Genomic DNA, 17,189 nt, shown 5'->3' with positions numbered 1-17,189 from the left:
AAAACCGGCGTTTGCTAGGAGATTTACCTGCGCTGAACCGTTTTAGTGACGAGTATCTGACGGTGTGTCGACACCCGCCCCAGCGAACAATTGCGTAATGTCCGCCGCGTCGAACAGGTAGCGCTCATTGCAAAACTGGCAATCGACTTCGATGGCCCCGCCATGCTCGATCACGAGTTGCTGCGCATCTTCCAGACCCAGACTGACCAGCGCATTAGCGGAACGTTCACGAGAGCAACTGCATTCGAAGCGCAACGGCTGACCATCGAACAGGCGTACCTGCTCTTCGTGGTAGAGGCGATGGAGGATGGTTTCGTTGTCCAGGCCCAGCAATTCATCGGCGCTCAAGGTGCTGGCCAGAGCGGTAACGTGCTGCCAGCTGGCGTCGCGTTCTTCCGGATCTCGGATGCGGTCGGCGGGCAGTTGCTGCAGCAGCAGACCACGGGCGCGCCGGCCGTCGGCGTAGAGCCAGAAACGGGTGTTGGTCTGTTGGGACATGACGAAATAGTTGGTGAAGCAATCGGCTAACGTCGCCCCGTCGAGATCGACGATGCCTTGGTAGCGCTGGCCTTGGGTCGGGTCGACCGTCAAGGCCAGCACGCCGTTGGGCATCATGTCGGCCAGCGTCGCGTCGGGGGCGATCTGCTCGGCGTGATAACGCGCCAGGCCACGGATCTGGCGCTCGCTGGAGCATTCAATCATCAACAACGGCACCGGGCCTTCGGAACGGGCCTGGAGAATCAGCAAGCCATCGAATTTCAAGGTACCCACCAGCAACGCCGCCGCCGCCATCAGTTCGCCGAGCATTTGCGCGACCGGCTCCGGATAGGGGTGCTTGGCGAGGACTTCGGCGTAACTACGCTCCAGCGCCACCAATTCGCCACGGGCATCGCTGTCATCGAAGATGAAACGCTGGGTGTAGTCGGTATCCGGTAAATCAGTCATAGGGTCTGGTATCTGAGGTGATGACAAATGATGGCGGGCATTTTATGGGCATTCAGGGTGGGTTCCAAGCAAGGCATGACTTTGCCTGACGGGAAGGACTGCCCATCCACATTTGCAGTGCTGTTGTGGCGAGGGAGCTTGCTCCCGCTGGGCTGCGCAGCGGCCCCAAAATCTTACGGTCGCTGCGCAACCGAGCGGGAGCAAGCTCCCTCGCCACGGGTTACCGGTGTGGCAGATGCCTTATTCGCTATTGCTGCCATGAAACCTGAACAGGTCGCGGCGCTGCTTCTTGCTCGGCTTGCCATCGGTGCTGACGCCCAGGGCACCGGCCTTGCGTTGTGCTGCCGCTGCTTCGCGCTTGGCGATACTGGCTTCGGTTTCCCGATACAGCGCCTGCGCTTCTGGCGCGCCGCGACGCACGATCGACAGGGCCTCGACCACCACGGTCTTCTCATCGAACCCGGTACGGATGACAAATTCATCACCGATGCGTGGCTCTTTGCCAGGCTTGCAACGCTCGCCCCGATGATGAACCTTACCGCTTTCGATGGCCGCCTTGGCCAGTGCACGGGTCTTATAGAATCGCGCCGCCCACAGCCATTTATCGAGACGAACCTTGTCGTCCTCTTCGTTTTTTTGTGCCACTGCCATTCCTCTTTCCAACCAATAGCCAGAACTGTACTACCGTTTTTGTCGGGCGCACGAATCCGATCAGACAGATAGAATGCCCGCCCGAACCGCCCACGCGCTTGGCCAGGGTCGGTATCGGTTACAAGCGCAAACATGTGTGTAGATAACTGTCGCCATTTTGTGATTATTCTGCGTGAATACCGCGATTCGCGGGCCCACGATCCGATGTGCCGATTGCAGGTTGTTTTTATTGAAGACTTTTGACCATCTGACCGTCGTCGGTCTGCGCGAATGGGTGGCGCTCCCGGATCTGGGAGTCGCTGGCTTGCGGGCAAAAATCGACACCGGCGCCAGCACTTCCAGCCTGCACGCCACCGACATCGAGCCCTTCGAGCGCGACGGTGAAAAATGGGTGCGTTTCACCGCGCACCTAGGGACGGTGGTGCAGTTGCGCCATCGTCGCTGCGAAGCGCCACTGGTGGCGCGCAAGACCATCAAGAGTTCCAACGGCCACGCCCAGGTCCGCTACGTGATCAGCACCACGTTGGCGCTGGGCGATCGGTTCTGGCGGGTCGAGTTCACCCTGGCCTGCCGCAAATCCATGCGATATCGCCTGTTGCTGGGTTCCAAGGCCTTGATTGACGGCCAACTGGTGGTCAATCCAGGCATCAAATACGTTCAAGACAAGCCGGCATTCCCGGCGTCCACTACCTCTGCCACAGGTGTTGCATGAAGATCGCTGTGCTGTCGCGAAATCCGCGTCTGTATTCCACTCGTCGCCTGGTTGAAGCCGGGACCGAACGTGGCCATGAAATGGTGGTGATCGATACCCTGCGCGCCTACATGAACATTGCCAGCCACAAGCCTCAGATCCATTACCGCGGCAAACCGCTGGAAGGCTTCGATGCGGTGATTCCACGCATCGGCGCATCCGTGACGTTCTATGGCTGCGCGGTATTGCGCCAGTTCGAAATGATGGGCGTGTTTCCCCTCAACGAGTCCGTCGCGATTGCCCGCTCCCGGGACAAGCTGCGCTCTCTGCAATTGCTGTCCCGGCGCGGTATCGGTTTGCCCGTGACCGGCTTTGCCCACTCTCCCGACGACATTCCTGACCTGATCGCGATGGTCAACGGCGCGCCGCTGGTGATCAAGGTGTTGGAGGGCACACAGGGCATCGGCGTGGTCCTCTGTGAGACCGCGACGGCGGCGGAATCGGTGATCGAGGCGTTCATGGGCCTCAAGCAGAACATCATGGTCCAGGAATACATCAAGGAAGCCGGTGGCGCGGACATTCGCTGCTTCGTGGTCGGTGACAAGGTCATCGCCTCGATGAAACGCCAGGCCAAGCCAGGCGAGTTTCGCTCCAACCTGCATCGCGGCGGCAGCGCGAGCCTGATCAAGATTACCCCGGAAGAACGCATGACCGCCCTGCGCGCAGCAAAAGTCATGGGCCTGGCCGTGGCGGGCGTGGACATCCTGCGTTCCAATCACGGGCCGCTGGTGATGGAAGTCAACTCCTCGCCGGGACTGGAAGGGATCGAGACCACCACTAGCAAGAACGTGGCGGGGATCATCATCGAGCATCTGGAAAAGAACGGCGGGCCGAACATGACCCGGACCAAGGGAAAAGGTTAAAGAAACAGCTATGAGCCGCAAGCTGCATGCTGAACCGCTTTAACTTGCAGCTTGCAGCTTGCAGCTTGCAGCTTGCAACTTATAACTCGTAGCTGCCTCTATACCGCATCCCTGGGCAACATCAACCCCAACGGCAAGCGCACCCGAGCCTCCAGCCCGCCGCCGACTCGGTTGCGCAACTCCACGTTACCGCCATGCATCGAAGCAATGCGCTTGACGATAGCCAGGCCCAGGCCGGTGCCCTTCCCTCCCCGGGCACGATCGCCGCGGGTGAACGGGTTGAAAATGGCTTCCAGTTCGGACGGATCAATGCCGGCGCCTCGATCCATGACGCTAAGCACCACGTAAGGCGCGCTGGTGTCGCCAGAAACATAGGCAGCGACTTCCACACCGGTGCCGGCGTGATTCAGGGCGTTGCCAATCAGGTTGTTCAGCAAACGCTTCATCGACACGCGGCGTAGCGGGAACGGCTGGATCGGTTCCAGGCGCAAGTGGACTTTTTCCTCGTTCTGGTTGTAGGGCGCGGCCACCTCCCGCACCAGTTCGCTGAGATCCACTTCTTCCACCGACTCATCGCGACCGTCGCGAATAAACGCCAGGAACTGGTCGAGAATCGCATCCATGTCTTCGATATCGCGGACCATTTCATCGGTCAGGTCGGTATGCTCACCCATCAGCTCCAGCGACAGTCGTAACCGGGTCAAGGGCGTGCGCAAGTCATGGGAAACGCCGGCGAGCATCAGCTCGCGCTCGCGCCCGGCCTGCTCGACATCCTCCGCCATCTGATTGAAGGCGCGGTAGACCTCGGTCATCTCGCTGGGCGTATCGCTGACCGGCAACCGTACGCTTCGGCCCTGGCCCAGTTGACGAGCGGCGTAGACCAGGCGCTTCAACGGCTGGTTGAGCTGGCTGACGAAGATCCACGCCGAAGCGGTTGATAACAGGCCGATCGCGAGGAACCAGCCAAGCACGTTCCAGATTTTCTGGCCGCGCAATGGATGAGGGTACAGCGGCACTTTCAGCCAACCGTCCCCCAGGCTTGGGGCACGCACCCACAAGGCCGGCGGCGAGTGCATGCGCAGCCGCACTTCGGTATCGGCGCCCAGTTCGTCCTGCATCTGGCGTTGATAGATCTCGCTGTACGGCCAGTGCTGCTCCCCTTCCGGCACGCCGGCACCGACGACCCGGATCAACGTTGCCGCTTCTGCGATCTTCGCTCGATTGGTTTCGTCGGCTGCCCAGTAGGCGCGCAAGGTCAAGGCAACGCCGTGACTGTATTGGCGATCCACCAGCACGTCCTCGTTCATCAACAGATAAACCAACGTCAGCGCCTTGGAAAAAAGCACGACGATCAGCACCAGCCAGAGGGTGCGAGAGAAGAAACTCTGGGGGAACCACACAGGGGTTTTCATGAAATAACCGCTACATACTTGCAGGAGCGAGCGATGCTCGCACAGTGACGGATCGCGAGTCGCCTGGAAAATATCCAGCCAGGCCACCCGCTCCTACAAATCGCCGATCACTTGCTGGCGGCGCCATCCGGCACGAACACGTAGCCTACGCCCCAGACGGTCTGGATATAACGCGGCTTGGAAGGGTCGGGCTCGATCATCCGACGCAGGCGGGAAATCTGCACGTCGATGGAGCGCTCCAGCGCATCCCACTCGCGACCGCGGGCCAGGTTCATCAACTTGTCACGGGTCAGCGGCTGGCGCGCATTCATCACCAGGGCCTTGAGCACCGCGAATTCGCCGGTGGTGAGCATGTGGATCTCGTTACCACGCTTGAGCTCGCGAGTGGCCAACGACAGCTCGTAGTCGCCGAAGGTCACGCTTTCGTCTTCGCTGCCCGGCGCGCCTGGCACCGGGGCCGACTGGCGACGCAAGACCGCCTTGACCCGAGCCATCAGTTCATCAGGGTTGAAAGGCTTGGCCAGGTAATCGTCGGCGCCCAACTCCAGCCCTTTGATACGACTCAGTTCGTCGCCCTTGGCGGTGAGCATGATGATCGGGATCTGGTTGTTGGCACCGCGCAGGCGACGGCAGGCTGTCAAGCCGTCTTCGCCGGGCAGCATCAGGTCAAGGACCACGAGGTTGAAAACCTCACGGGCCAGCAGCCGATCCATTTGCTCGGTGTTCGGTACGGTGCGGGCGCGGTAGCCCTTGCTGACGAAAAAGCGTTCCAACAGGCTGCTCAGCCCTGGATCGTCATCAACAATCAGAATTTTTTCGCCTTCAGCAGTTTGTGCAGTGCTGCTCATAGGAAGCTCCTTTGATCTTGGCGCGCATTATGGCTTAGCTGCCGTTATACGCACCGTGTGCATTGTTAGCAGATTTTTCCTCTATCTCCAGCGATCCTCCTATCAAGCGCACGTTTCACGACGCCCCCGAACAGCGGAACGCTGGTTATAATGCGCGGCCTTTGGCGCCAGGACGTGCCGGATCGTTACACCGGTGCGGCAGTTTCCCCTCTGGCCAGGCAGCACTTTTTGAATTTAGCGGGTCAATTGGCAGCCTCTTGACCCAGGCAGCGGCGCCCCCAGGGCCGCTCAACCAGTCTCGTCGAGCCCGGTTCTGTGGCGGCGAGCCTGATTTCACAATTTGTCAGGTGGTTTTATGGACAGCATCAACAGCCGCATCGCCGAGGAACTCGGTGTACGCCCACAACAGGTCGAAGCGGCCGTCGCGCTACTCGATGAAGGCTCCACGGTGCCTTTCATCGCCCGTTACCGGAAAGAAGTGACCGGCAGCCTCGATGACACTCAATTGCGGCATCTGGAAGAGCGCCTGCGCTACCTGCGAGAACTCGACGAACGGCGCATCAGCATCCTGGCCAGCATCCAGGAACAGGGCAAGCTGACCCCGCAGCTTGAGCGCGACATCAAGCTGGCCGACACCAAGACCCGTCTCGAAGACTTGTACCTGCCCTACAAGCAAAAACGCCGCACCAAGGGCCAGATCGCCCTGGAAGCCGGCCTCGGCGAGCTGGCCGACGGCCTGTTCAACGACCCGACCCTGGCCCCGGAAACCGAAGCCGCGCGCTTCGTCGATGCCGAAAAAGGCGTGGCGGACGTGAAGGCAGCGCTGGAAGGCGCCAAGTACATCCTCATGGAGCGTTTCGCCGAAGACGCCAACCTGCTGGAAAAACTGCGCAGTTACCTCAAACAGGAAGCCATCCTCAGCGCCCGGGTGATCGCCGGCAAAGAAGAGGAAGGCGCGAAGTTCCGCGACTACTTCGAACACGACGAGCCGCTCAAGAGCATGCCATCCCACCGCGCCCTGGCGATTTTCCGGGGTCGCAACGAAGGCATCCTCAGTTCCGCGCTGAAGGTCGGCGAAGAACTGCCCGGCACCATGCACCCGTGCGAAGGCATGATCGGCCAACAGTTCGGCATCCAGAACCAGAACCGCGCCGCCGACAAATGGCTGGCCGAAGTGGTGCGCTGGACCTGGAAGGTCAAGCTCTACACCCACTTGGAAACCGACCTGCTGGGCGAATTGCGCGACAACGCCGAGACCGAGGCGATCAACGTGTTCGCCCACAACCTGCACGACCTGCTGTTGGCCGCACCGGCCGGCCCGCGCGCCACGCTGGGCCTGGACCCGGGTCTGCGCACCGGTTGCAAAGTGGCGGTGGTGGATTCCACCGGCAAACTGCTGGATCACGCCACGGTCTACCCCCACGTGCCCCACAACAAGTGGGACCAGACCATCGCCATCCTTGCCGCCCTGTGCGCCAAGCATTCGGTGGATCTGATCGCCATCGGCAACGGCACCGCCAGTCGCGAGACCGACAAGCTGGCCGCCGAGCTGATCAAGAAATACCCGGCCATGAAAATGACCAAGGTCATGGTTTCCGAGGCTGGCGCGTCGGTTTACTCGGCGTCGGAACTGGCCTCCAAGGAATTTCCGGACCTGGACGTGTCGATCCGTGGCGCGGTTTCCATCGCCCGTCGCTTGCAGGATCCGCTGGCGGAATTGGTGAAGATCGACCCGAAATCCATCGGGGTCGGCCAGTACCAGCACGACGTTTCCCAACTGAAACTGGCTCGCGGCCTGGACGCGGTTGTGGAGGATTGCGTGAACGCCGTGGGCGTGGACGTGAACACCGCCTCGGTGGCGCTGTTGGCGCGCATTTCGGGCCTGAACGCCACGCTGGCGCAGAACATCGTCACCCACCGCGACGAACACGGCGCGTTCAAGACCCGCGCCGCGCTGAAAAAAGTGCCGCGCCTGGGTGAGAAAACCTTCGAACAGGCCGCAGGGTTCCTGCGTGTCATGAACGGCGATAACCCGCTCGATTCCTCGGCGGTCCACCCGGAAGCCTACCCGCTGGTGCAACGCATCGCCGCCCAGACCGACCGTGACATTCGCTCGCTGATCGGTGACGCCGCGTTCCTCAAGCGCCTGGACCCGAAGAAATTCACCGACGAAACCTTCGGCCTGCCGACCGTCACCGACATCCTGCAGGAACTGGAAAAACCGGGTCGCGACCCGCGTCCTGAATTCAAGACCGCCGAGTTCCAGGACGGCGTCGAAGACCTCAAGGACTTGCAACCGGGCATGATCCTCGAGGGCGTGGTGACCAACGTCACCAACTTCGGCGCGTTCGTTGACATCGGTGTGCATCAGGACGGCCTGGTACACATCTCGGCGCTGTCCGAGAAGTTCATCAAGGACCCGCGCGAAGCGGTGAAGGCCGGTGATGTGGTGAAAGTGAAGGTCATGGAAGTCGATATCCCGCGCAAACGCGTCGGCCTGTCGATGCGCATGAGCGACACGCCGGGCGAGAAAGTCGACGGTGCCCGCGGTGCGCGTCCGGGATCAACGCCCCGTCAGTCACAAAACACCGCGCCGCGTAAGGAAACCGCTACGGCGGCTCCTGCCAACAACGCGATGGCCTCGCTGTTCGCCAATGCCAAGCAATTGAAGAAACGCTGATGGACACGCCGGCCGGGTTAGTGGAAAGCGCCTTTTTCAAGCTGCTCGGTTGCCGCCTGCAAAGCCTTGGGGACGGGGTTGCGCAAGTCGCCCTGAGCCTTGAGCCGCCGTTGCGCAACCGTGGCGGCAAGCTGCACGGCGGGGCGTTGTTCAGCCTGGTGGACATCGCCATGGGACTGGCCTGCTCCAGCGTCCATGGCTTTGACCAGCAGAGTGCGACTATTGAATGCAAGATCAACTACATTCGCGCCGTGTCCGATGGCGAGGTTCTGTGCACTGCCCGGGTCATCCACCCGGGGCGGCGCACGCTGGTGGTCGAGGCCGAGGTGATGCAAGGCGACAAGCTGGTCGCAAAAGCGCAAGGCACGTTCGCTGTCCTATAGCTCGGTGTCATCGATTTGGGTTAATTTCGACGCCATGAATGCAGTGGCGAAATCCCCTGTGGGTTGCGATGACTAGCCTTTGGCATATAAACCAGGCGACTACGCCAGTTTTAACTTCACCCTTGTAGACCGTCTTGCCCACCCCCATATTGGGGCGACTGACGCGTGAAGGAATTCAACTTGAGCGACCTTTTAAACCGCCGCCTGGCCCTGCTCGGCGAGCGCGCCAACCTCTCCCTGCTCGAACAATGCCTGCACGGCATCGAGCGTGAATGCCTGCGCGTCACGGAAAACGGGCAACTGGCGCAGACACCGCATCCCGAGACCCTGGGTTCGGCGCTGACCAACGAACAGATCACCACCGACTATTCCGAGTCGCTGCTGGAGTTCATCACGCCGGCGCTGGCCAACCCGGCCGACACCCTGCGCAGCCTCGACAAGATCCACCGGTTTGCCTACAGCAAACTCGGCGACGAGTACCTGTGGAGCCCTTCGATGCCGTGCCCGCTGCCGGCCGAGGAGGACATCCCGATTGCCTATTACGGCACCTCGAATATCGGCCGGCTCAAATATGTCTACCGCAAGGGTTTGGCCCTGCGCTACGGCAAGACCATGCAATGCATCGCCGGCATTCATTACAACTTTTCCCTGCCGGAAAAGCTCTGGCCGCTGCTCCGGCAGGACGAAGCCAGTGACGTCAGCGACCGCGATTTCCAGTCGTCGGCCTACATCGCGTTGATCCGCAATTTCCGGCGCTACAGCTGGCTGCTGATGTACCTGTTCGGCGCCTCGCCGGCCTTGGACGCCGGCTTCCTGCGTGGCCGCCCGCATCAGTTGGAACAGCTGGATCCGGACACCTTGTACCTGCCGTACGCCACCAGCCTGCGCATGAGCGACTTGGGTTACCAAAGCAACGCCCAGGCCGGCTTGACCCCCTGCTACAACGATCTGGCAAGCTACACCGACAGCCTGCGCAAGGCGGTGGCAACCCCTTACGCGCCGTATGTGGAAGTCGGCACTCACCAGAACGGCGAATGGGTGCAGCTCAACACCAACATCCTGCAAATCGAAAACGAGTACTACTCCAACATCCGCCCCAAGCGCGTGACGTATACCGGCGAGCGCCCGATCCAGGCGCTGATGGCCCGTGGGATCCAGTACGTCGAAGTGCGTTGCCTGGACATCAACCCGTTCCTGCCGATGGGCATCGACCTCACCGAGTCGCGGTTCCTCGATGCGTTCCTGTTGTATTGCGGCCTCAACGACAGCCCGCAGCTGGAAAACAGCGAATGCAGCAACGCCACGAGCAACTTCCTGACCGTGGTCAAGGAAGGCCGCAAGCCAGGCCTGCAACTGCAACGCCAGGGCCAATCGGTGGACATGCAAGCCTGGGCCATGGAATTGCTGGAAAAGATTGCTCCGCTGGCCGCCCTGCTTGACCAGAGCCAAGGCGGTGATGCCCATCGCCAGGCTCTCGACGCGCAACAGGCAAAAGTCCGCGACCCGTCGCTGACGCCGTCCGCCAAGGTCTTGGCCGCCATGGCCGAGCACCGGGAAAGCTTCGCCCAGTTTTCCCTGCGCCAGAGCAAGGCCCACGCCGAGTTCTTCCGCGCCCAACCGTTGTCGACCGAGGAGCAAGCCGCGTTCGAAGAAACCGCTCGCCAGTCCTTGGTCCAGCAAACCGAGCTGGAGCAGAACGAGGTGGGAGACTTTGACGTGTTCGTGGGTTCGTATCAGGCGAGCATTTTGGCGATCAGTAATTGACCGCCTCTCGGTGAGAACGCTTCTGTGGCGAGGGAGCTTGCTCCCGCTCGGTTGCGCAGCGACCGCAAGAAGGGCCTGCTACGCAGGCCAGCGGGAGCAAGCTCCCTCGCCACAGGGGTTTGTGTCACATGCGATAGACTTTTTCGCAGATAAGCTAATTCGAAAAAGTTATTTATTTACTAATTCTTAGATCATTTAGTCTCCTCCAACGCCGAACATCCGGCGGCCTGTTGAGGAGCTTTGCCATGTCTCTGAGTTTCCCCCTTCGCTTTCTCGCGGCCGCTTCCCTGGCCGCGGCGAGCCTTTTTGCCCAGGCGACGGATCTGACCGTCGCCTACCAGACCACCGTCGACCCGGCAAAAGTCGCCCAGGCCGATGGCTCGTATGAGAAAGCTACCCAGGCCAACATCGACTGGCGCAAGTTCGACAATGGCGCCGATATCATTGCCGCCATCGCTTCGGGCGATGTGCAGATCGGCTACCTCGGTTCCAGCCCGCTGACCGCTGCCATCACGCGCAAGGTTCCGGTAGAAACCTTCCTCATTGCCACGCAGATCGGCGCCGCCGAAGCCTTGGTAGTGCGTGACGGCTCCGGCATCAAGACTCCAAAAGACCTGATCGGCAAGAAAATCGCCGTGCCATTTGTCTCCACCGGTCACTACAGCCTGCTGGCCGCGCTGAAACACTGGAATATCGACCCGTCGAAAGTCACCGTGCTCAACCTCGCGCCCCCGGCCATCATCGCCGCCTGGAAGCGCGGCGACATCGATGCCACTTACGTCTGGGATCCCGCTTTGGGCGTGGCCAAGGAAAACGGCAAGGTGCTGATCACTTCAGCCGAACTGGCCCAGTTTGGCGCACCGACGTTCGATGCCTGGATCGTGCGCAAGGATTTCGCCCAGAAGCACCCCGAAATTGTCACGGCCTTCGCCAAGGTCACCCTGGACGCCTACGCCCAGTACCGCAAAGACCCGCAAGCCTGGCTGGCCGATGCGTCCAACATCGACAAACTGGTGAAACTCTCCGGGGCCAAGGCCAGTGACATCCCCCTGTTGCTACAAGGCAACGTCTTCCCGCTGGCCGCCGATCAGGTGGTGAGCCTCGGCGCACCGACCACCCAAGCCATCACCAACACCGCCGCGTTCCTCAAGGAGCAAGGCAAGGTCGAGGCCGTGCTGCCTGATTACGCGCCATACGTCAGCGCCCGATACATCACGCGCTGATCAAAACGAAAAAGGGAGACGCCAAGATGGCCTTGCTACAGCTGGAGCGCATCAGCGCACAGTACCCCGGCGCAACAAAACCGGTGCTGGCGGATATTTCACTGACCCTGGGCCCGGAGCAATTGCTGGTTGCCCTCGGCCCCTCCGGCAGTGGCAAGACGTCGCTGTTAAACCTGATTGCCGGGTTCGTCGAGCCCAGCGCTGGGCAGATCACCCTGGACGGCGTGCCAGTCTCGGGCCCGAGCGCCGAGCGCGGCGTGGTGTTCCAGGACGATGCGTTGTTGCCTTGGCAGGACGTCTTGGCGAACGTCGGGTTCGGCCTGGAACTGGCAGGCGTCGCGAGGGATAAGCGCGAGGCCCGCGCCCGGGAAATGCTCGCCTTGGTCGACCTCGCCGGTTTTGAAAAGCGTCGCGTCTGGCAGCTGTCGGGCGGCCAGAAGCAACGCGTCGGCTTGGCCCGCGCGCTGGCCGCCGATCCGCGCGTGTTGTTGATGGACGAGCCTTTCGGCGCCCTGGATGCGTTCACCCGCGAACAGATGCAGGAACTGCTGCTGCAAGTCTGGCAACGCACTGCCAAGCCCGTGTTCCTGATTACTCATGACATTGAAGAAGCCGTGTTCCTTGCCACCGATCTGATCCTGCTGGCTCCCGATCCTGGGCAGATCGTCGAGCGCCTGAGCCTGGATTTCGGCCGCCGTTACCGGGCCGGGGAATCAGCGCGGTCGATCAAGTCCGACCCACGCTTCATCGAAACCCGCGAGCATGTGCTTGCCAAGGTGTTTTCCCAACGCAGCGCCACTCGGCAACAGGAGCGCGCATGAGCAGTTACGAAATTCCAGCCGTGGCCAGCGACGCCGAGCCCGCGCGCCCTCCTCTACGCGTCCAACGGCAGCTGAGTACGCGCTGGATCAGCGGCCTGACCCTGATCGTGTTATTGGCGCTTTGGTGGGCAGTCACCGCCAGTGGCCTGATCGAACCGTTGTTCCTGCCGCCGCCCTCCGCCGTGCTGCAAAAAGGTTGGCTTCTGGCAACCAGCGGCTACATGGATTCCACGCTCTGGCAACATTTGGGCGCAAGCCTCGGGCGGATTGGCCTGGGTCTGTTGTTCGCGGTGCTGACCGCCGTGCCGGTGGGCATCGCTATCGGCGCGAACCGAATCGCCCGCGGCGTGCTGGATCCGTTGATCGAGTTCTACCGGCCGATTCCGCCGCTGGCTTATCTGCCACTGATCGTGATCTGGTGCGGCATCGGTGAGCTGTCGAAAGTCCTGCTGATCTACCTGGCGATCTTCGCCCCGATCGCCATCGCCACCGCCACTGGGGTGCGCACCGTCGACCCGGCCAAACTGCGAGCCGCGCAATCGCTGGGCGCCACGCGCGCGCAGTTGATTCGCCATGTGATTGTTCCCAGTGCCCTGCCGGACATCCTCACCGGTGTTCGCATCGGCCTGGGCGTAGGTTGGTCGACGCTGGTGGCCGCCGAACTGATCGCCGCCACCAGCGGCCTGGGTTTCATGGTGCAGTCGGCTGCGCAGTTCCTGGTCACCGATGTCGTGGTGCTGGGGATCCTGGTGATCGCACTGATCGCCTTCGCCATGGAAATGGGCCTGCGCGCCCTGCAACGCAAATTAGTGCCTTGGCACGGCCAGGCCCATTGATCCCCAATGACCACGCCGACGATTCGGCGCCCAGACCGAGAACATTGAGATGAATCGCCCGACCATTACGCCTTTGAGCTCCGCCCTCGGCGCGCAGATCGAGGGGATCGATATCAGTCAGCCGCTGAGCCTGGAAGATCGCGACATCATCGAGCAGGCGTTGCTCGATCATCAGGTGCTGTTTTTCCGCGACCAGCCGATCGAACCGCCACAGCAGGCACGTTTCGCCGCGTATTTTGGCGACCTGCACATTCATCCGATCTACCCCAACGTGCCGGAGCAACCCGAAGTTCTGGTACTCGACACCGCCGCCACCGACGTTCGCGACAATGCTGTGTGGCACACCGACGTGACCTTCCTCCCGACACCCGCCCTGGGCGCGGTGCTCAGCGCCAAGCTGCTACCGGCGTTTGGTGGCGACACATTGTGGGCCAGTGGCATTGCGGCATACGAAGCCATGTCGGCGCCGCTGAAAACCTTGCTGGAAGGGCTGACGGCGACGCACGACTTCACCCGCTCGTTTCCCCTCGAGCGCTTCGGCAATAGCGCCGAAGATCTGGCGCGCTGGGAACAAGCGCGCCGCAAGAACCCACCGCTGTCCCACCCGGTGATTCGCACACACCCGGTGAGCGGCCGTCGCTCGCTGTTCGTCAACGAAGGCTTTACCACGCGCATCAATGAACTGTCCGAAACCGAAAGCGAGGTGATCCTGAAACTGCTCTTTGCCCACGCCACCCGCCCGGAGTTCACCCTGCGCTGGCGCTGGCAGGTCAACGACGTGGCGTTCTGGGACAACCGCGTGACTCAGCATTTTGCCGTCGACGACTACCGTCCCGCCCGACGAGTGATGCACCGGGCGACAGTGTTGGGGGATGTGCCGTTTTTCAGGTGAGTGCCCTACCTGGATCTTCCAAACGACTCATATCCCCGTGGCGAGGGAGCTTGCTCCCGCTGGGCTGCGTAGCAGCCCCAAAATCTCGGATCAGTTCATCATGCGCAAGCAACATGAACTGGGGGCCGCTTCGCGCTGGAGCGCCAGCCCGGCCCAGCGGGAGCAAGCTCCCTCGCCACGGGTTCTGCGCCCGACTTATAAACCGGCTGGAATCACTCAGCCGACGAAGGCTTCTCCCAAAGATTGATCCCGCCTTCCTGGGCAAACCGATCGATCTCGGCCAGTTCCTCGGCGCTGAAACTCAGATTCTTCAAGGCGCCGACGTTCTCGATAATTTGCTCCGGCCGGCTGGCGCCGATCAGTGCGCTGGTGACGCGCGGGTCGCGCAAGGTCCAGGCCAAGGCCATCTGCGCCAGGCTTTGGCCGCGACGCTGGGCGATTTCATTCAGGGCGCGTACGTGGGCAATGTTTTCTTCGGACAAGTGCGAAGCCTGCAACGAGCCGCCACCCGGACGGTTGACCCGAGCATCGGCCGGAATGCCTTTGAGATACTTGTCGGTCAGCAGGCCCTGGGCCAGCGGCGTGAAGGCAATCACGCCGGTGCCCAGCTCTTCGGTGGCATCCAGCAAGTCTTTCTCCACCCAGCGGTTGAGCAGGTTGTAGGCCGGTTGATGGATCAACAGCGGGACTTTCCATTCCTGGAGCAGCGCGGCCATTTCCCGGGTTTTCACGCCGGAATAGGAAGAAATGCCGATGTACAACGCCTTTCCTTGCTGCACGGCGGTGGCCAGGGCGCTGGCGGTTTCTTCCAGTGGCGTGTCGGGGTCGAAACGGTGGGAATAGAAGATGTCGACGTAATCCAACCCCAGGCGTTGCAAGCTCTGGTCAAGGCTGGCTAGAACGTACTTGCGCGACCCGCCGCCCTGGCCATAAGGACCTGGCCACATGTCCCAACCGGCCTTGCTGGAGATGATCAACTCGTCGCGATACTGCTTGAAATCCTCACGCAGCAAGCGGCCGAAATTGATCTCGGCGCTGCCGTAGGGCGGGCCATAGTTGTTGGCCAAGTCGAAGTGATTGATGCCCAGGTCGAACGCTGTACGCAACAGGGCTCGCTGAGTCTCGATCGGCGTGCTGTCACCGAAGTTGTGCCACAACCCGAGTGACAGCGCCGGCAGCACCAACCCGCTGCGACCCACGCGGCGGTAAGGAATGGACTCGTAGCGGTTTTGCGCAGCGGTGTAAGTCATCGAAAAGGCTCTCTGTTCGGACGGCTGGAGGCAGAAGCTAACATTTCACAGACGCATCACCCAGGCCAAAAGTTCGCCGCAGTGGTAGGAGGGACATTAACTAACGCGCCTGCGCAAACACCTCCGCCACCCAATCCACGAACACCCGTACCCGCGGCGACATGTGCCGGTTGTGTGGATAAAGCACCGACACCGGCATGGGCGGCGGAGGGGTGGCGGTGAGGACTTCCTGGATCAGGCCCTGCTTGATCTGCTCTTCCATCCGGTAGTGCGGGCACTGGATCAGGCCAAGGCCGGCGATGGCCGAGGCGGCGTAGATTTCCGCGCCGGACACCGACAACGTGCCCCCGATCGGCACTTCCTTGATGTCGCCATCGACCATGAATTCGAACGGATACAGTTTGGCGGTGGTGCGAGAGACGTAGTTCACCGCCCGATGGTGGCGCAAGTCATCGAGACTTTTCGGTTCGCCGTACTCGCGCAAGTAGCCGGGGCTGGCACAAGTGATCTGCCGAAGAGTCGCGACACGCCGGCCAATCAATGACGAATCCCCCAGCGTTCCGGACCGCAGCACGCAATCGACGCCTTCGGCAATCAGGTCGACGAAGCGATCGGCCTCGCTGATGAACAATTCGATCTCCGGGTAGCGGGCCATGAATTGTGGCAACGCCGGAATCACGAAATACCGGGCCTGGGTTCCGTGCAGGTCCACCCTCAACTTGCCTTTGGGCGCCACGCCGCGAAACGCCAGCTCGGCCTCTTCGAGTTCCGCCAGCAATTGCACGCAGCGCGGGTAGTAGGCCTCGCCATCGAGGGTCGGACGCACCTTGCGGGTGCTGCGCTCGAGAAGACGCACGCCCAGCCAGGCCTCGAACTGATTGAGCGTATGGGTCAGCGTGGCGCGAGGCATGTTCAAGTCATCAGCGGCCAGGGTGAAGCTGCTGCGCTCGTATATTCGAACAAACACCCTCATTGCCCTGACTTGATCCATCTGATTGGCGCACCTTGATTGTTGCTGGATATTGAACAGTCAAGGCAACTCTCATGCATTTATCGCCGAGAGTAAACATGTGAATCTGGCTCCAACGAATCACCGCACTCCCCCGAAAGAGGAACTTTTGCCATGACTGTCCAGAACTCGAAAGTCGCCATCGTGACCGGCGCCTCCCGCGGCATCGGCGCGCAGATCGCCAAGCAACTGGCCAGCGACGGTTTTGCCGTTGCCATCAACTTCGCCAACAGCGCCGCCGAGGCCTCGAAGCTCGTGGTGCAGTTGCGCCAGGCCGGGCACCAGGCCATAGCGGTGAAAGCCGATGTGTCTGTCGCGGCGGATGTCAGCCGGATGTTCGATGAGGTCGAAACACAGCTGGGCAAAATCGATGTGCTGATCAACAACGCCGGCATCCTCCAGGTCATGCCCCTGGCGCAGCACAGCGACGAGCTGTTCGACCGCACATTCGCCATCAACACGCGCGGCACCTTCAACACCCTGCGCGAAGCCGCGACCCGGTTGAACGATGGCGGCCGCATCGTGAATTTTTCCAGCAGCACCGTAGGCCTCAACCTGCCCGGCTACTCGGTGTACATTGCCAGCAAGGCCGCCGTGGAATCCCTGACCCAGGTCTTCGCCAAGGAGCTGCGCGGTCGCCAGATCACCGTCAATGCCGTGGCCCCCGGGCCAGTCGCCACCGAGCTGTTCATGCACGGCAAAAGCGAAGAGCAGGTCCAGCACTACGCCAAGATGCCGCCACTGGAGCGCCTCGGCCAACCGGAAGACATCGCCCGCATCGTGTCCTTCCTGGCCAGCCCGGCCGCCGGTTGGGTGAACGGGCAGATCCTGCGGGCAAACGGTGGGCTGGTCTGAGGCCCC

Annotated in this window: 16 protein-coding genes; 10 read left to right on the top strand and 6 right to left on the bottom strand. The window is 61.5% G+C overall.

The features are described 5' to 3' along the window. Nucleotides 1-42 precede the first annotated feature (42 nt). Complete coding sequence (gene hslO / locus HU806_RS17015) at nt 43-945, bottom strand: Hsp33 family molecular chaperone HslO (protein ID WP_186612587.1); 903 nt, start codon at nt 943-945, stop codon at nt 43-45. A 240-nt stretch (nt 946-1,185) separates the two neighbouring features. After that, nucleotides 1,186-1,590 (bottom strand): Hsp15 family ribosome-associated heat shock protein, encoded by a 405-nt coding sequence (gene hslR, locus HU806_RS17010; RefSeq protein ID WP_186612651.1) that lies wholly within the window; start codon nt 1,588-1,590, stop codon nt 1,186-1,188. A 235-nt stretch (nt 1,591-1,825) separates the two neighbouring features. Between hslR and rimB the strand changes: the two genes are divergently transcribed. Beyond that, nucleotides 1,826-2,308, top strand: a complete 483-nt coding sequence (rimB, locus tag HU806_RS17005) for a retropepsin-like aspartic endopeptidase RimB (RefSeq protein WP_458132189.1) — start codon at nt 1,826-1,828, stop codon at nt 2,306-2,308. Next, nucleotides 2,305-3,210 carry a 30S ribosomal protein S6--L-glutamate ligase gene (gene rimK / locus HU806_RS17000; RefSeq protein ID WP_003196697.1) on the top strand — a complete coding sequence of 302 codons (906 nt, stop codon included), beginning with the start codon at nt 2,305-2,307 and terminating at the stop codon, nt 3,208-3,210. The genes rimB and rimK overlap by 4 nt, the downstream gene beginning before the upstream one ends. Nucleotides 3,211-3,308: 98 nt before the next feature. Here rimK and HU806_RS16995 read toward each other — a convergent pair whose 3' ends face one another. Continuing rightward, nucleotides 3,309-4,622: an ATP-binding protein gene (locus HU806_RS16995; protein ID WP_186612585.1), complete on the bottom strand. Its 1,314-nt coding sequence runs from the start codon at nt 4,620-4,622 to the stop codon at nt 3,309-3,311. 107 nt (nt 4,623-4,729) lie between these two features. Beyond that, a complete protein-coding gene (gene ompR / locus HU806_RS16990; protein ID WP_003186825.1) occupies nt 4,730-5,470 on the bottom strand; it encodes an osmolarity response regulator transcription factor OmpR in 741 nt (246 codons plus the stop codon). 355 nt (nt 5,471-5,825) lie between these two features. Between ompR and HU806_RS16985 the strand changes: the two genes are divergently transcribed. The 7 genes from HU806_RS16985 (at nt 5,826) to tauD (ending at nt 14,069) form a co-directional block, all read left to right on the top strand. Beyond that, nucleotides 5,826-8,150, top strand: a complete 2,325-nt coding sequence (locus HU806_RS16985) for a Tex family protein (protein WP_186612583.1) — start codon at nt 5,826-5,828, stop codon at nt 8,148-8,150. Beyond that, nucleotides 8,150-8,533, top strand: coding sequence for a PaaI family thioesterase (locus tag HU806_RS16980; protein ID WP_186612581.1), 384 nt, complete (start codon nt 8,150-8,152; stop codon nt 8,531-8,533). Before HU806_RS16985 ends, HU806_RS16980 begins: the two co-directional genes overlap by 1 nt. A gap of 180 nt (nt 8,534-8,713) precedes the next feature. Next, complete coding sequence (gene gshA, locus HU806_RS16975) at nt 8,714-10,297, top strand: glutamate--cysteine ligase (protein WP_186612579.1); 1,584 nt, start codon at nt 8,714-8,716, stop codon at nt 10,295-10,297. A 245-nt stretch (nt 10,298-10,542) separates the two neighbouring features. Further along, nucleotides 10,543-11,520 (top strand): taurine ABC transporter substrate-binding protein, encoded by a 978-nt coding sequence (gene tauA / locus HU806_RS16970; protein ID WP_186612577.1) that lies wholly within the window; start codon nt 10,543-10,545, stop codon nt 11,518-11,520. A gap of 26 nt (nt 11,521-11,546) precedes the next feature. Continuing rightward, nucleotides 11,547-12,341 (top strand): taurine ABC transporter ATP-binding subunit, encoded by a 795-nt coding sequence (tauB, locus tag HU806_RS16965; protein ID WP_186612575.1) that lies wholly within the window; start codon nt 11,547-11,549, stop codon nt 12,339-12,341. Next, complete coding sequence (gene tauC / locus HU806_RS16960; RefSeq protein ID WP_186612573.1) at nt 12,338-13,177, top strand: taurine ABC transporter permease TauC; 840 nt, start codon at nt 12,338-12,340, stop codon at nt 13,175-13,177. Before tauB ends, tauC begins: the two co-directional genes overlap by 4 nt. A 49-nt stretch (nt 13,178-13,226) precedes the next feature. Further along, nucleotides 13,227-14,069 (top strand): taurine dioxygenase, encoded by an 843-nt coding sequence (tauD, locus tag HU806_RS16955; protein WP_186612571.1) that lies wholly within the window; start codon nt 13,227-13,229, stop codon nt 14,067-14,069. A gap of 212 nt (nt 14,070-14,281) precedes the next feature. Here tauD and mgrA read toward each other — a convergent pair whose 3' ends face one another. Together mgrA and HU806_RS16945 are read right to left on the bottom strand one after the other, a co-directional pair. Then, nucleotides 14,282-15,319 carry an L-glyceraldehyde 3-phosphate reductase gene (gene mgrA / locus HU806_RS16950; protein WP_186612569.1) on the bottom strand — a complete coding sequence of 346 codons (1,038 nt, stop codon included), beginning with the start codon at nt 15,317-15,319 and terminating at the stop codon, nt 14,282-14,284. A gap of 100 nt (nt 15,320-15,419) precedes the next feature. Continuing rightward, on the bottom strand, nt 15,420-16,310 hold the full coding sequence (locus HU806_RS16945; RefSeq protein WP_186612567.1) for a LysR family transcriptional regulator: 891 nt from the start codon (nt 16,308-16,310) through the stop codon (nt 15,420-15,422). Nucleotides 16,311-16,442: 132 nt separating this feature from the next. Between HU806_RS16945 and HU806_RS16940 the strand changes: the two genes are divergently transcribed. Next, entirely contained in the window at nt 16,443-17,183 is a 741-nt protein-coding gene (locus HU806_RS16940) for an SDR family oxidoreductase (protein WP_186612565.1), read from the top strand. The last annotated feature ends 6 nt before the right edge of the window (nt 17,184-17,189 follow it).

The organism is Pseudomonas sp. SWRI154, from assembly GCF_014268645.1.
GTDB lineage: Bacteria > Pseudomonadota > Gammaproteobacteria > Pseudomonadales > Pseudomonadaceae > Aquipseudomonas > Aquipseudomonas marvdashtae.
This window is presented reverse-complemented; position numbering and strand designations above follow the sequence as displayed.

What these genes read in the sequence shown, in the direction of transcription:
- mgrA (WP_186612569.1), bottom strand. Translation starts at nt 15,319, where the DNA reads ATGACTTACACCGCTGCGCAAAACCGCTACGAGTCCATTCCTTACCGC.
- ompR (WP_003186825.1), bottom strand. Translation starts at nt 5,470, where the DNA reads ATGAGCAGCACTGCACAAACTGCTGAAGGCGAAAAAATTCTGATTGTT.
- tauA (WP_186612577.1), top strand. Translation starts at nt 10,543, where the DNA reads ATGTCTCTGAGTTTCCCCCTTCGCTTTCTCGCGGCCGCTTCCCTGGCC.
- HU806_RS16940 (WP_186612565.1), top strand. Translation starts at nt 16,443, where the DNA reads ATGACTGTCCAGAACTCGAAAGTCGCCATCGTGACCGGCGCCTCCCGC.
- tauD (WP_186612571.1), top strand. Translation starts at nt 13,227, where the DNA reads ATGAATCGCCCGACCATTACGCCTTTGAGCTCCGCCCTCGGCGCGCAG.
- HU806_RS16985 (WP_186612583.1), top strand. Translation starts at nt 5,826, where the DNA reads ATGGACAGCATCAACAGCCGCATCGCCGAGGAACTCGGTGTACGCCCA.
- hslO (WP_186612587.1), bottom strand. Translation starts at nt 945, where the DNA reads ATGACTGATTTACCGGATACCGACTACACCCAGCGTTTCATCTTCGAT.
- HU806_RS16945 (WP_186612567.1), bottom strand. Translation starts at nt 16,310, where the DNA reads ATGGATCAAGTCAGGGCAATGAGGGTGTTTGTTCGAATATACGAGCGC.
- tauC (WP_186612573.1), top strand. Translation starts at nt 12,338, where the DNA reads ATGAGCAGTTACGAAATTCCAGCCGTGGCCAGCGACGCCGAGCCCGCG.
- rimK (WP_003196697.1), top strand. Translation starts at nt 2,305, where the DNA reads ATGAAGATCGCTGTGCTGTCGCGAAATCCGCGTCTGTATTCCACTCGT.
- HU806_RS16980 (WP_186612581.1), top strand. Translation starts at nt 8,150, where the DNA reads ATGGACACGCCGGCCGGGTTAGTGGAAAGCGCCTTTTTCAAGCTGCTC.
- tauB (WP_186612575.1), top strand. Translation starts at nt 11,547, where the DNA reads ATGGCCTTGCTACAGCTGGAGCGCATCAGCGCACAGTACCCCGGCGCA.
- HU806_RS16995 (WP_186612585.1), bottom strand. Translation starts at nt 4,622, where the DNA reads ATGAAAACCCCTGTGTGGTTCCCCCAGAGTTTCTTCTCTCGCACCCTC.